The organism is Microvirgula curvata, assembly GCF_054781615.1.
Window position 1 is genome coordinate 269,951 of the sequence record NZ_BAAGUB010000028.1, and the last position, 13,568, is coordinate 283,518.

General features: G+C 64.7%; 12 protein-coding genes. 5 read left to right on the plus strand and 7 right to left on the minus strand.

The features are described from left to right. Positions 1-25: 25 nt before the first annotated feature. Both gshB and ACYVG8_RS12295 read left to right on the plus strand, forming a co-directional pair. Positions 26-973, plus strand: coding sequence for a glutathione synthase (gene gshB / locus ACYVG8_RS12290; RefSeq protein WP_028498509.1), 948 nt, complete (start codon positions 26-28; stop codon positions 971-973). After that, on the plus strand, positions 958-2,046 hold the full coding sequence (locus tag ACYVG8_RS12295; RefSeq protein WP_460745908.1) for an FAD:protein FMN transferase: 1,089 nt from the start codon (positions 958-960) through the stop codon (positions 2,044-2,046). The genes gshB and ACYVG8_RS12295 overlap by 16 nt, the downstream gene beginning before the upstream one ends. Positions 2,047-2,299: 253 nt before the next feature. Here ACYVG8_RS12295 and yihA read toward each other — a convergent pair whose 3' ends face one another. Further along, entirely contained in the window at positions 2,300-2,947 is a 648-nt protein-coding gene (gene yihA, locus ACYVG8_RS12300; protein ID WP_028498508.1) for a ribosome biogenesis GTP-binding protein YihA/YsxC, read from the minus strand. 93 nt (positions 2,948-3,040) lie between these two features. Here yihA and ACYVG8_RS12305 point away from each other — a divergent pair, with 93 nt between their 5' ends. From ACYVG8_RS12305 to ccsB, 3 genes are all read left to right on the plus strand, one after another. Further along, positions 3,041-3,661 (plus strand): c-type cytochrome, encoded by a 621-nt coding sequence (locus tag ACYVG8_RS12305; RefSeq protein WP_028498507.1) that lies wholly within the window; start codon positions 3,041-3,043, stop codon positions 3,659-3,661. 101 nt (positions 3,662-3,762) lie between these two features. After that, positions 3,763-5,775 (plus strand): cytochrome c biogenesis protein ResB, encoded by a 2,013-nt coding sequence (locus ACYVG8_RS12310; RefSeq protein WP_112691959.1) that lies wholly within the window; start codon positions 3,763-3,765, stop codon positions 5,773-5,775. A gap of 23 nt (positions 5,776-5,798) precedes the next feature. After that, positions 5,799-6,944, plus strand: coding sequence for a c-type cytochrome biogenesis protein CcsB (gene ccsB, locus ACYVG8_RS12315; RefSeq protein ID WP_028498505.1), 1,146 nt, complete (start codon positions 5,799-5,801; stop codon positions 6,942-6,944). A 441-nt stretch (positions 6,945-7,385) separates the two neighbouring features. Here ccsB and ACYVG8_RS12320 read toward each other — a convergent pair whose 3' ends face one another. The 6 genes from ACYVG8_RS12320 to mreC all read right to left on the minus strand — a co-directional run bounded on the left by ACYVG8_RS12320 (position 7,386) and on the right by mreC (position 13,563). Next, a complete protein-coding gene (locus ACYVG8_RS12320) occupies positions 7,386-8,045 on the minus strand; it encodes an amino acid ABC transporter permease (RefSeq protein WP_028498504.1) in 660 nt (219 codons plus the stop codon). A gap of 61 nt (positions 8,046-8,106) precedes the next feature. Beyond that, on the minus strand, positions 8,107-8,889 hold the full coding sequence (locus ACYVG8_RS12325) for a transporter substrate-binding domain-containing protein (protein ID WP_107888869.1): 783 nt from the start codon (positions 8,887-8,889) through the stop codon (positions 8,107-8,109). A gap of 90 nt (positions 8,890-8,979) precedes the next feature. Continuing rightward, positions 8,980-10,092 (minus strand): rod shape-determining protein RodA, encoded by a 1,113-nt coding sequence (rodA, locus tag ACYVG8_RS12330; RefSeq protein ID WP_107888868.1) that lies wholly within the window; start codon positions 10,090-10,092, stop codon positions 8,980-8,982. Position 10,093: 1 nt separating this feature from the next. Beyond that, a complete protein-coding gene (mrdA, locus tag ACYVG8_RS12335) occupies positions 10,094-12,151 on the minus strand; it encodes a penicillin-binding protein 2 (RefSeq protein ID WP_051528714.1) in 2,058 nt (685 codons plus the stop codon). 4 nt (positions 12,152-12,155) lie between these two features. Further along, entirely contained in the window at positions 12,156-12,653 is a 498-nt protein-coding gene (gene mreD, locus ACYVG8_RS12340; protein WP_028498501.1) for a rod shape-determining protein MreD, read from the minus strand. A 4-nt stretch (positions 12,654-12,657) separates the two neighbouring features. Next, on the minus strand, positions 12,658-13,563 hold the full coding sequence (mreC, locus tag ACYVG8_RS12345) for a rod shape-determining protein MreC (RefSeq protein WP_107888865.1): 906 nt from the start codon (positions 13,561-13,563) through the stop codon (positions 12,658-12,660). Between the last annotated feature and the right edge of the window lie 5 nt (positions 13,564-13,568).

The window sequence follows — 13,568 nt, forward strand, 5'->3', positions numbered from 1 at the left end:
GGCGCGGACCCAGGAAAATATTCCCATGAAAATTGCCTTCATCGCTGACCCGCTCGCCAGCTTCAAGACCTACAAGGACTCCACCTTCGCCATGATGGAGGCGGCAGCCGCACGCGGTCACACGCTGTATGCGCTGGAACCCCGGCAGCTGTTCGCCCGCGACGGGCGGGTGCTGGCCGAGGCCACCGCAATCGGACTGACCGGTCAGCGCGATGACTGGTATGTGCCCGGCGATACCGCCGTGCACGACCTGGCCGCGTTCGACGCGGTAGTGATGCGCAAGGACCCGCCGTTCGACGACGAGTACCTGTACGCGACCCACCTGATGAGTCTGGCCGAGCGGCATGGTGCGCGCTGCTTCAACCGGGGCCAGGCGATCCGCGATCACAATGAAAAGCTCGCCATCCTCCAGTACCCGGATTTCATTGCCCCGACCCTGGTCAGCCGTGACATGGCCGCGCTGCGCGCCTTCGTGACCGAACATGGCGATGCGATCCTCAAACCGCTGGACAGCATGGGGGGCGACGGCATTTTCCGGCTGACGCCGACCGACCCGAACCTGGGTTCGGTGCTGGAAGTCATGACCGGGCGCGGCACGCGCACGCTGATGGTCCAGCGCTATCTGCCGGAGATCGTCGATGGCGACAAGCGCATCCTGCTGATCGACGGCGTGCCGGTCGATTACTGCCTGGCGCGCATTCCGCTGGCCGGCGAGACGCGCGGCAACCTGGCCGCCGGTGGCCGCGGCGTGGCCCGTCCGCTTACGGCGAACGATCGCCGGATCGCCGAGGCCATCGGCCCGCGCCTGGCCGCCCAGGGTCTGCTGCTGGTCGGACTGGACGTGATCGGCGACTGCATGACGGAAATCAACGTCACCAGCCCGACCTGCTTCCGCGAAATCATGGACCAGACCGGGCTGGACGTGGCCGGGATGTTCATCGCCGCCATCGAGAAGCATTGTCTGGCCAGCTGACGGCCGGCGGCTGGCGGCGGTGGCTGCTCGCTGCCGTCGCGCTGCTGGCGGTGACCGCCTGCGCCGACCGGCCCGAGCCGTACCGGCAGGAAAGCTATGTATTCGGCACCCGGGTCGAAGTCAGTGTTGCCAATCTGCCACAGGCGCAGGCAGCACCCGCCGTCACTGCTGCACTGGCCGAACTGGACCGGATGCACAACAAGCTGCATGCCTGGCAGGCCGGCAGCGACGTGGTGCGGCTGAACCAGGCGTTCGCGGCCGGCCGTGCCGCGCCGGTCGATGCCGAACTGGCCGGCCTGATCCGGCTGGCGCAGGACGGCGAGAGAAACAGCGACGGGCTGTTCAATCCGGCCATCGGCCGGCTGGTTGAACTCTGGGGTTTTCACGCCGACCGCTTTGCGCCGGTCGCCCCGCCGACAGCAGCCCTTCGCGCCGTGCTCGCCCTGCATCCGTCCACCCTCGACATCACGGTCGCCGACGGCATGGCCCGCAGCCGCAACCCCGATGTGGCACTGGATTTCGGCGGGCTGGCCAAGGGCTGGGCGCTGGACCGGGTCGCCGATATCCTGCATCGGCACGGGGTACGCGATGCGCTGATCAATATCGGCGGCAATGTGCTGGCGCTGGGGGAGAAGGCGCCCGGCGTGCGCTGGAAGGTCGGCATCCAGCATCCGCGCGACCCGCGCGCGATGGCGGTGGTCGCCTTGCAGCCGGGCGAGGCCATGGGCACCTCGGGTGACTACCAGCGCTTTTTCATGCTCGACGGCCAGCGCTACTGTCACCTGATCGACCCGCGCGACGGCAACGCCCGCTGCCGGGTACAGGCAGTGACGGTGCTGGTGGAACGTGGCACCGACCGGGGACTGCGTTCCGATGTGGCCAGCAAGCCGGTGTATTTTGCCGGTGCGGCAGGGGCGCTGCGTGCGGCTGGACGTTTTGGCATCCAGTCGGTGCTGCTGGTGGACGGAGAGGGCGGAATTCATGTCAGCCCGGCGATGGCGGCCCGGCTGGAGTGGCTGATCGAGCCGGTGCACAAGTCGGTGCTGGTGGCGAGGGCGCAAGAAAAGCCCTGAGCGACAGGGGTGCGACTCAGGGCTGAATGCCTGGCCTGGAGGCCGGGCTCCCGCTCAGGGAGGAGAAGCGGGAGGTGTTCGCACTTCCGGGCGCAACCGTCTGCGTTCGGGGGCGGCGATGTTGCCGCTTCCCTTTTATCCGCCGCAGCGGCGCAGGTTGCTGCGCGTCATCCATGCCGGACACTCCGACTTCGGCCGCGCGGGCAGGGGAAAAGTTCCCGGCACTGCCCGCCGTCCGTCGCGCAGGCGGCGTTTATTCGTCGCGGTCCGGCTCCTCGTCCAGCAGCACGTCGTCATGCGGCGGCTGGCGATCGGCAAACCATGCCGACACCACGGCCTCGACCTCGGCCACGCCGGTTTTCTTCGAGCTGGAGAACAGCTGGACACTGACGCCCGGGTAGTCGTCCAGTGCATGGCGGACGGCGGCCAGGGTCTTCTGCTGGTCCTGGCGGCTCAGCTTGTCGGCCTTGGACAGCAGGATGTGGACCGGGCGATTGGTCACGCGGAAGAAATTCAGCATTCGCACATCCAGGTCTTTCAGCGGATGGCGCGAATCCATGATCATCAGCAGGCCGATCAGGCTTTCCCGGGTTTGCAGGTAGCGGCCAAGCAGTTCGACCCAGTGGGTGCGGATCGCTTCGGGCACTTCGGCATAGCCGTAGCCCGGGAGGTCGACCAGGTAGTCCTCGCCGCCGGTGTCCAGCTTGAAAAAGTTGATATGCTGGGTGCGACCCGGCGTCTTCGAGACGAAGGCCAGCCGGGTGCGGTTGGCGAGGGTGTTCAACGCGCTGGATTTGCCGGCGTTCGAGCGGCCAACGAAGGCGACTTCGGCCGCCGTATCGGGCAGATCCTTGATATGGTTGACGGTGGTAAAGAAAGTTGCATTCTGGAACAACGGCATCGGTAGTCTGCTTAAAATCATTTGGTATAGAATAAGTGGTTTGAAAATACTACGTCCGCCAAGGATTTGCGACTTCTTTCGCTAGGAGAACCCATGAAAATCAACATGCTGTTGGCGGTTGCCGGCCTCTCCCTGGTCACGGGCGCGCTGGCAAACCCGGCCCCTGCCGTCCCCAAGGCCGACCCGGCAAAAGGCAAAGTGATCGCCGAACAAGTGTGTGCGGCGTGTCACGGCGCCGACGGCAACAGCGTGGCGGCGGCCAATCCGTCCCTCGCCAGTCAGCACGCCGAGTACATTGCCAAGCAACTGCACGAGTTCAAATCGGGCAAGCGCCAGAACGCCATCATGCTGGGGATGGCGTCCACGCTGTCCGAAGATGACATGCGCAATGTGGCTGCCTACTTCAACGAGCAGAAGCTGAAGCCGCGCGAAGCCGCCGACAAGACCACCATCAAGGCGGGAGCCACGATCTACCGTGGTGGCGTTGCCGATCGGAAAGTGCCGGCCTGTATGGCCTGTCACGGTCCCGCCGGCGCCGGCATCCCCGGCCAGTACCCGCATCTGGGCGCACAGCACGCAGGCTACGTCGAGGCGCAGATGCTTGCGTTCAAGAAGGGCGAGCGCGCGAACAACAAGGTGATGTCCGACATCGCCGCGCGTCTGTCCGACACCGAAATCAAGGCGGTGTCCAACTACGTGTCCGGCCTGCGCTGAGGCCGGGCATGAAACGGCCTGATTCGGATTAAGTCGGCTTTCATCCGGCCGTGATACACAGGGGGAGGTCAATGCCTCCCCCTCTTTACATTGTGTGGTCCATGACGTCCAAACGCCGCCAGACTGGCTTTGCCGCCAGCCTCTACGAATTGCTCAGCTCGATGCGTTTCGCCATCGGGCTCCTTACCATCCTCGCCATCGCCTCGGTGATCGGCACGGTCCTCAAGCAGAACGAGCCGTACTCGAACTATGCATTCGAGTTCGGCTCGTTCTGGTTCGAGGTCTACCGCACGCTCGGCCTGTTCGACGTCTACCACTCCGGCTGGTTCCTGCTGATCCTGGTGTTCCTGGTCACCTCGACCACGCTGTGCATCTGGCGCAATGCGCCGGGCTTCATCAAGGACATGAAGGCCTTCCGCGAACGCGCGACCAGCCAGTCGCTGGCCGCCATGACCCACAGCGCCCGCATCGAGCGCGCGCTGCCGGCTGACAAGGTCGAGGCCTACCTGAAAGCGCAGGGCTTCAGCGTGCGCAGCCTGCAGCGCGACGACGGCCTGATGCTGGCGGCCAAGAAGGGCGCGGCCAACAGGCTCGGCTACTTCCTGGCCCACATCGCGATGGTGGTGATCTGTATCGGCGGCCTGATCGACGGCAACGTGCCGTTGAAACTGGCCGAACTGTTCGGCCGCGCCAGCGCGGAAGTCCGCGACGTGCCGCAAAGCCAGGTGCCGGAAAAGAGCCGGCTCGGCGATGGCAACCTGTCGTTCCGCGGCAATGTCACGCTGCCGGAAAACCAGTCGGCCGACGTGGTGTTCCTGAATGCCGGCAACGGCTACTTCGTGCAGGAACTGCCGTTCATCGTCACGCTGAAAAAATTCCATGTTGACTACTACACGAACGGGATGCCGAAGCGTTTCGCCAGCGATGTGGTGGTGACCGACAAGCAGAACGGCAAGGAAACCACTGCCACCATCGAGGTCAATCACCCGCTGACCATCGATGGCGTGTCGATCTACCAGGCCAGCTTCGGCGATGGCGGCTCCGGGCTCGAATTTGCCGCCTGGGACCTGAATCGTCCGCTGGACAAGCCGGTCACACTGCGCGGCAAGTCGATGAACGGTCAGCCGCTGGTCATCGACGGCAAGCGCTATACGCTGGAATTCGGCGATTTCCGGCCGTTCAACGTCGAGTCGGTCGCCGACAACTCGGCGATGGGCGTGAAGAAGAACCTGCAGGGACTGCTGGCCGACGCCAGCCGGGTCAACCATGACAAGCAGGTGAAGAACCTCGGCCCGAGCATCCAGTTCAAGCTGCGCGATGCGCAGGGTCAGGCGCTCGAGTACATGACCTACATGGCGCCGATCCAGCTCGAAGGTCACAGCTATATCGTCAGCGGCGTGCGTACCCAGGTTGGTGGCCCGATGTCGTTCCTGCGTTATCCGCTGGATGCCGAGGGCAAGCTGGACAGCTTCATGCGGCTGAAGAATGCGCTGCAGAACCCTGCCCTGTACGGCGAAGTGGCGCGCCGCGCGGCCGCCAAGGCGGAAGCCGGCGGCGCGATCGACGCGTCGCTTGCCCGCCAGTTTGCCGGCAGCGTCGAATGGGTGCTGGCGCGCTTCTCGCAGCAGGGTTTCGCCGGGCTGGAAAACTTCCTCGACCAGAAGGTGCCGGAAGAGAAAAGACAAGCCGTGGCACAGACTTATGTGAAAATCCTGCAGGGCGCGATCATCGACCTGCAGGACGTGGCCCGTCGCCAGGCGCAACTGGAACCGCTGCCGCTGAATGAAAACAGCTACCGCTTCCTGCTCGACAGTCTGGTTGCCTACAGCGCCAGCCGCGACTATGGCTCGCCGCTGTTCCTGCAGCTGACCGGCTTTGACGAGGTCAAGGCCTCCGGGTTGCAGATGACGCGCTCGCCGGGCAAGAACGTGGTCTATCTCGGCTCGCTGCTGCTGGTGGCCGGCATCCTGTTCATGTTCTATGTGCGCGAGCTGCGGCTGTGGGTGCTGATCCAGCCTGAGGGCAACAGCCGGATGGCCATGGCCTCCAACCGCAAGACCAGCGATCTCGACCGCGATTTCGATCGCCATCGCGACGCCATCGAACACCTGTAATCCCCTGCTGAGGAGCGTTTCCGATGGAACTCGTAGCCAAGAACCGGCCTGACAGCCCCCCGCTGCGGACCGGCCTGATCAAGGACGTACTGTACGCGCTGGTCATCATCGCCGCCGCCGGCATCGCCGTCGCGCAGTACGGTGCCTATATGGACGTCTACGAACACGCGATTCTGGCCGGTTGTACCGTCGGCCTGATCGCGCTGGGCGTGTTCTGGAAGCCGTGGCGCTGGTTCTTCCCGCTGAGCGGCGCCCTGGCCGTGGCGGCCATCGCGCTGTATGACGGCGACCTGGCCAATGGCCAGAAGCTTTTCCTGCTCAAGTACATGCTGTCCAGCCAGTCGGCGATCATGTGGATGTGCGTGCTGTTCTTCCTGGCCACGCTGGTGTACTGGGTCGGCGTGCTGGCACGCAGCGAGTTCGGCACCCGGGTCGGCAGCGGGCTGACCTGGGCCGGCGCGGTCATGGGCCTGACCGGCCTGTTCGTGCGCTGGGACGAGAGCTATCTGATCAGCCCGGATATCGGTCACATTCCGGTATCCAATCTGTATGAAGTATTCATCCTGTTCTGTCTGGTGACCGCACTGATGTACCTGTACTACGAGGCCCGCTATCAGGCCCGGCAGATGGGTGCATTCGTGCTGATGGTGATCTCGGCCGCGGTCGGCTTCATCCTCTGGTATGCCTTCAGCCGCGGCGCGCATGAAATCCAGCCGCTGATTCCGGCGCTGCAGTCGTGGTGGATGAAGATCCATGTCCCGGCGAACTTCATCGGCTATGGTGCGTTCTCGCTGTCGGCCATGCTCGGCATCGCCGAGCGGCTGTCGGCGAAGGGCGTGCTCAGCGGTCGCCTGCCGAAGCCGGAAGTGCTCGACGAAGTCATGTACCGTGCCATTGCCGTCGGCTTCCTGTTCTTCACCATCGCCACCATCCTTGGCGCGATGTGGGCGGCGGATGCCTGGGGTGGCTACTGGAGCTGGGACCCGAAGGAAACCTGGGCGCTGATCGTCTGGCTGAACTACGCGGCGTGGCTCCATGTCCGTCTGGTCAAGGGCTGGCGCGGTGCCGTGCTGTCGTGGTGGGCCATCATCGGCCTGCTGGTGACCACGTTCGCCTTTATCGGCGTGAACATGTTCCTGACCGGCCTGCATTCCTACGGCGGGCTGTAGTCGGGCGGGCCAGCATCACTTTACGACGCCAGCATTCATTGCTGGCGTTTTTCATTTGCCATGCATTGGCGGAGAGGCCGGAAGCGGGCTACAAACACAGTGCAGGGCGGTGCAGGCCGTCGTTGCATGATGGTGAGTCCCGTAGCCAGTCAGGGCGGAAACCGACCCGCGCCACTGCGCCCAGCGCGCACGGGGTCCCCAGCCGCCGTACACGCGATATCGATGCGCGACCACGGGGAAACAGAGGGGCCGGCCCGTAACGCCGGCATGTTTGAAACCGCGTCATGGACAGACAGCGTTCTTTAACACGTTCATCCACCCTCGCCAACGAGCCGCTCAATGCGGCTCGTTTCAATTTGGGCCTGCTGGTCTGCTCTGGGCAGATGAGGGGGCTACGCTGGCGAGGTCGGAGCTGGCCTGACGCCAGCGGCACGTACCGGCTCAGTGCCGGTGCGCGACGGCGAGGCGGGTTTCCACCCGTTTCTGTACCCGCTCGAACAGAAAACTCAGCAGCCAGTAGATACCGGCTGCGGCCAGGTACAGCGGCAGTGGCTGGAAGGTCTGTGCGATCACGTCCTTGGTGGCCAGCATCAGCTCGCCCACGGTGATGACCGAGACCAGCGACGTGTCCTTGATCAGCGAGATCAGGCTGTTGGCGAGGCTGGGCACGGCCAGGCGCAGCGCCTGCGGCGCGATGATGTAGCGCATGCTCTGCCACCAGGTGAAGCCCAGCGACAGCCCGGCATCCCATTGCCCGCGCTCGACGCCGGCCAGTGCGCCGCGCATCGATTCCGACAGGTAGGCGGCGACATTCAGCGTCAGCGCCAGAATGCCGGCCGGCACCGGCGAGAACTCGATGCCGACGCTCGGCAGCCCGTAGTAGATGACGAAAATCTGCACCAGCAGCGGCGTGCCGCGCATCAGGCTGACATAGGTGGCGGCAATCGGGGCCAGCACCGGCACCCGGGCGACGCGCAGCAGCGCCACGGCGAAGCCCAGCGCCAGTCCCAGCACCATGCTGGTCACGGCAAACATCAAGGTGTAGCCGGCCCCGGCCAGCATGACCGGCAGCGCGGTCTGCAGCAGTTCCATCCAGTTCATTTCTTCTCCCGAAAAAGCGACACCGCCCGACCGGGCGGTGTCGCTCATGCGTACCCGCTAGTTACTTCTTGTGCGCCGGCGCCTTCGAGACGTCGATGCCGAACCACTTGACCGACAGCGTCCTGAACGTGCCGTCCTTCTTCATGCCGTTCAGTGCGGCGTCGACGGCGGTCTTGAATTTCGGATTGCCCCTGGCGAACGGCACCGCCATGGTGGTCAGGTCGCCGACCGGCGCGCCGGCCTTGACCGGCAGGCGCGATTCCTTGATCGAGAACGGAATCATCAGGCTGTCGTTCAGCGCGGCATCGATGCGGCCGGTGGCCAGATCCTGCAGGTATTCCGGCGCACCCGGGTAAGTCTTGACCTCGACGCCGTCGACCTTCTTCGCCATGTCGGCGTAGTTGCTGCCCTGGCCGACGCCGAGCTTCTTGCCCTTCAGATCGTCCAGCGAGCGGAAGACGCGGGTTTCATTCTTGCGCACCACCAGCTGGGCGCTGGAAATCGTGTACGGCACGCTGAAGTCGAAGATCTGCTGACGCTGCGGCGTCACCGACACCTGGTTCAGCGCAATGTCGTACTTGCCGGCCTGCAGACCGGCCAGCATGCCGCTCCACTCGCTCTGCACGAACTCCGGTTTGACCTTCAGGCGCCTGGCGATCTCGCGGCCGATCTCGACATCGAAGCCGGTCAGTTGCTGCTGCTTGTCCTTGAACGAGAACGGCGGGTAGGTGCCTTCGGTGGCGATTTTCAGCGTGCCGCGGGCCTGCACCGTATCGAGCAGGTCGGCAGCCAGGGTGGTGGTGCTCAGGCCGGCGAGTGCCAGCACAGCAAGGAATTTACGCATTTTCATATAACCTTTTGTTCTGTTTGCGCCAAGCAAAATAACGGATGAACATTATCACCGCCCGGCGTGCCTGAACAGTCCTGTCGGCGCTCAGCGCTTGATCAGTGGCCTGTGTTTCTGGATCGACATCAGCATGCCGAAACCGACCAGGATCGACACCATGGCGGTGCCGCCGTAGCTGACCAGCGGCAACGGCACACCGACCACGGGCAGGATGCCGGACACCATGCCCATGTTGACGAAAGCATAGGTGAAAAACGACAGCGTCAGCGAGCCCGCCATCAGGCGGCCGAACAGATTGGTGGACTTGGCCGCGATCATCAGCCCGCGGCCGATGACCAGCAGGTACAGCACCAGCAGGATGCCGTTGCCGAGCAGGCCGAATTCCTCGGCATAGACGGCGAAAATGAAGTCGGTGGTCCGTTCCGGGATGAACTCCAGGTGAGTCTGGGTACCGGCCAGCCAGCCCTTGCCGAGCGGGCCGCCGGAGCCGATGGCGATCATCGACTGGATGATGTGGTAGCCGGCGCCGAGCGGGTCCTGGGTCGGGTCCAGCAGCGTCAGCACGCGCTGGCGCTGGTAGTCGTGCATCATGTTCCAGATCACCGGCAGCGTGGCGCCAAAGCCCAGCAGGCCGATCAGCAGCACGCGCCACGGCAGGCCGGCGAGGAAGATCACGTAGAAGCCGGCGGCGGCGATCAGCGATGCCGTACCGAGATCGGGCTGCTTGAGCACGAAGGCGACCGGCACGGCGATGATCAGCGCCCCGATCACGAAGTGATACCAGCGCAGGCTGCTTTCGTTTTTCTGGAAGAACCACGCCAGCACCATCGGCACCATGATCTTGAGGATTTCTGATGGCTGGATGCGGGTGACGCCGATGTCGAGCCAGCGCCGCGAGCCATTGACCACCTCGCCGAACAGCGCCACACCGACCAGCAGCAGGACGCCGATCAGGTAGCCGGGCAGCGCGAGCTGCATCAGCTGCTCCGGCTTGATGTTGGCAATCGCCCACATCACGCCGAGGGCGATGGCCATGAACGCCATCTTGTTCAGCACCTTGTCCAGATTCTGGTTCGAGGCGCTGTACAGCACCACCAGGCTGACGATGAAGATCAGGATGGTGAACAGGAACAGCCAGCCGTCCACCGGCGCCTTGATGCGCTCGAAGATGCGGCCGATCAGGTTGCTGGATTGCGACATGTTATTCCTCGGGTACCTCTTCGACACCGCGCGGCGGTGCGGCGGCCGGTTTCCCTGCCGGTGCGCCGGGCTTGCGCGATGGTTTGGCCGGCGTGGCGGCCGCCGCTTCGGCATCGGGCGCAGGTACCTCGTCACCGGGGTGGATCAACGGGGTCTTGCCATTGTCGAGCAGGTAGAAATCGACCAGCTGGCGGACGATCGGCGCAGCGGCGGCGGCGCCCCAGCCACCGTTCTCGACGATGACGGCGACCGCGATTTTCGGCTGATCGACCGGTGCGAAGGCGATGAACCACGAGTGGTCGCGGTGCTGCTCGGCCAGGGCTGCGGCGTTGTACTTGGCCCCCTGCTTGATCTGCACCACTTGCGCGGTGCCGGTCTTGCCGGCCATGTCGTACTGCAGGCCGGCGCCGATGCGGGCCCCGGTACCGCCAGGCTTCAGCACCGCCGCCATGGCTTCCTTGACGAAATTGACGTTCTTCGGATTGAAATGGTTGTCGCGAATCGGCAGTGCCGATACCCGGGTCGGCGCATGCGTGGCCGGGTCGATGATTTCCTGCACCACATGCGGTTTGAACACCTTGCCACCGTTGGCGAGAATCGCGGTTGCATTGGCCATCTGCAGCGGTGTGTAGGTGTTGTAGCCCTGGCCGATGCCGATCGGCACCACGTCGGCCGGCATCCAGCGACGCACGTTTTCCGGGTAGCGGGCGAAGCGCCTGGCCTTCCATTCCCGCGACGGCAGCACGCCGCGCGCCTCGTGGTCGAGGTCGATGCCGGTCTGGGTGCCGAGGCCGAACTTGGCCAGCTGCGGCGCAAGGCGGTCGATACCCATGTCCCAGGCCAGCTTGTAAAAGTAAGTGTCGCTGGAGACCTGGATCGCCTTGAACAGGTTGACCGAACCGCGGCCGCTCGGGAACGAGTCGCGGAAGCGGTGCGAGCTGCCCGGCAGCGTGAAGTAACCGGGGTCGGCGATCGCGTAGTCCGGGCTGCGGAAGCCGGCTTCCAGATTGGACATGGCCATGAACGGCTTGAAGGTCGAGCCGGGCGGGTACAGGCCGCGCAGCGCGCGGTTGACCAGCGGTTTCTTCCAGTCGTCGTTCAGATCTTTCCAGGTCTGGCTGTCGATGCCGTCGATAAACAGGTTCGGGTCGAAGCCGGGCTCGGACAGGAAGGCCAGCACGCCGCCGGTCGCCGGGTCAATGGCGACCAGGGCGCCGCGCCGGCCGGCAAACAGCTGGCTGGCTTTCTGCTGCAGGCGGATATCCAGCGCGAGCTTCAGGATCTTGCCGTTGCGCGGCGGGGTGCGGCGCAGGGTGCGGATGGCGCGGCCGCCGGCGTCGGTCTCGACTTCCTCGAAACCGGTGACGCCGTGCAGTTCTTCCTCGTAGACCTTTTCCAGCCCGGTCTTGCCGATATGGGTACTGCCGCGATAATTTGAAATCTGCTCGGTCTCCTCGAGCATGTCCTGGTCTTTCTGGTTGATGCGGCCGATATAGCCGATCACGTGCGACAGCAGGTTCTTGAACGGATAGTCACGGAACAGGCGGGCATTGATGTCGACGCCGGGCAGGCGATAGCGCTGGGCGGCGATGCGGGCGATCTCGACATCGGTCAGCTTGACCTTCAGCGGCACGCTCTCGAAATTGCGCGACTCGCCCAGCAGCTTGCGGAAGCGGCGCAGGTCGCGCGGCGTGACCTCGACCAGCTTGCCGACTTCGGCGATGGTGGCATCGAGATCGTCGATCTTGGACGGCGTCAGTTCCAGCGTGTAGGCCGAATAATTCTGCGCCAGAATCTCGCCGTTGCGGTCGACAATCAGCCCGCGGTTCGGCTCGACCGGCACCAGCGAAATCCGGTTCTGCTGCGCCAGGGTGGAAAAGTGGTCGTGCTGCAGTACCTGCAGGAACACGAAGCGGGTGAACAGCAGGAAAAACGCGAACACCATTGCCGCAAAGGCGACGACCAGCCGGATCTGGAACTGGCTGTCCTGCTGCTGGGCGGACGGGGAGTCGGCGCGCCACAGCGCTTTGAACCGGAAGCGGCGTCGGAAAGACAGCATCGCGTCAGCCCGGGCGCCCGCGGCGCTGCGGAATGATCAGGATATTGGTGACCAGCGGCCACAGCAGGGCGCCGACGAACGGCGAGGTGAAATAACCGAGACCCACCGGGGCGCTGCCCAGTGCGACGCGGGTAATCCACATGATGGCCTGGTTCAGCAGCAGCAGCGCCAGCACGACCAGCGCCTGCTGGCCGAGGTTGTACATGACCACCTGACGCTGGCGCAGCGTGATCAGGTAGGTGGTGAAGGTGTAGGCCAGCGCGTGCTGGCCGATGACGCTGGCGCTGGTGAAGTCGCAGGCGATGCCGACCAGAAAGGCCAGCACGATGCCGAAGCGCGACGGCTGGTTGATGGACCAGTACATCACCATCAGCGCGGCGAAGTCGGGCAGGAAGCGGGTACTGCCGCCCAGCGGCAGCAGCTCGACGACCAGGGCCAGGGCCACGGATAACAGGATCCAGCGCGCCTTGATCGGCTTGAGCAGTTCTCTCGGTTTGTCCATGGGCCTATTCGTCGCCGCCAGCGCGGCGGTTCTTCTTCTTCTGGGGTTTCGGCACCGGCTCGGGCGGCGGGGCCGGCAGCTCGGGCTGCTGCTGCAGCACCAGCGCAAAGCGGCCGCGGTCGACTTCACCCAGCGGGGTGCAGATGACGCGGGCGAAGGCGCCGCCGACATTGTGTTCGACCTTCAGCACCCTGGCGACGGCCAGGCCGGGCGGATAGGTGCCGTCGATGGCCGAGGTGACCAGCAAGTCGTTGGCCTCGATATCGGCGGTGGACGGCAGGAAGCGGACTTCGACGCCGCCGCCGGTACCGAACAGCAGCGCGCGCAGTCCGTTGCGCGACACCATGACCGGAACGGCGGAGTCCTTCTCGGTGATCAGCGTGACTTCGCTGGTCAGCGGGGCAACCCGCGACACCTGACCCAGCAGGCCGTGGGCATCGATGACCGGCATGCCGGGCTGGATGCCGCTCTGGTCGCCCTGGTCGATGATCAGCTTGCGGGTGAACGGGTCGCGACTCTGGTACAGGATTTCGGCGAACTGCTCGTGGCCCTGCTTCTGCGGCTTCAGGCCGCCGAGCGAGCGCAGTTCGCGGTTTTCCTGTTCGAGATTGGCCAGGCGCTGCAGCTTGGCCGACAGCATCAGCTGTTCGTTGCGCAGGGTGTGGTTTTCGCGCTCCAGCACCGCCTGGGCGGTGAAGAAGTCGCTGGCGCGCACCGCCGCCTCGATCGGGGTATTGACCAGCCACTGCAGCGGATAAAGGGCGACCGCCACCGTCTCGCGAATATGCTCGAGCAGGTGCAGGCGGCTGTCAGTGACCATCAGCGCGAGCGACAGCGACCCGCAGGCAATCAGGCGGGTCAGCGGTGTCGTACCGCGGCGAAAGAATCTCGGTTGGCTGGAAAAGTCCATGCGGC

Excerpts from the sequence above, each read along its gene's own strand:
- mreC (WP_107888865.1), bottom strand. The coding sequence starts at position 13,563 with ATGGACTTTTCCAGCCAACCGAGATTCTTTCGCCGCGGTACGACACCG.
- ACYVG8_RS12320 (WP_028498504.1), bottom strand. The coding sequence starts at position 8,045 with ATGAACTGGATGGAACTGCTGCAGACCGCGCTGCCGGTCATGCTGGCC.
- mreD (WP_028498501.1), bottom strand. The coding sequence starts at position 12,653 with ATGGACAAACCGAGAGAACTGCTCAAGCCGATCAAGGCGCGCTGGATC.
- ACYVG8_RS12310 (WP_112691959.1), top strand. The coding sequence starts at position 3,763 with ATGACGTCCAAACGCCGCCAGACTGGCTTTGCCGCCAGCCTCTACGAA.
- yihA (WP_028498508.1), bottom strand. The coding sequence starts at position 2,947 with ATGCCGTTGTTCCAGAATGCAACTTTCTTTACCACCGTCAACCATATC.
- ACYVG8_RS12325 (WP_107888869.1), bottom strand. The coding sequence starts at position 8,889 with ATGCGTAAATTCCTTGCTGTGCTGGCACTCGCCGGCCTGAGCACCACC.
- mrdA (WP_051528714.1), bottom strand. The coding sequence starts at position 12,151 with ATGCTGTCTTTCCGACGCCGCTTCCGGTTCAAAGCGCTGTGGCGCGCC.
- ccsB (WP_028498505.1), top strand. The coding sequence starts at position 5,799 with ATGGAACTCGTAGCCAAGAACCGGCCTGACAGCCCCCCGCTGCGGACC.
- rodA (WP_107888868.1), bottom strand. The coding sequence starts at position 10,092 with ATGTCGCAATCCAGCAACCTGATCGGCCGCATCTTCGAGCGCATCAAG.
- gshB (WP_028498509.1), top strand. The coding sequence starts at position 26 with ATGAAAATTGCCTTCATCGCTGACCCGCTCGCCAGCTTCAAGACCTAC.
- ACYVG8_RS12305 (WP_028498507.1), top strand. The coding sequence starts at position 3,041 with ATGAAAATCAACATGCTGTTGGCGGTTGCCGGCCTCTCCCTGGTCACG.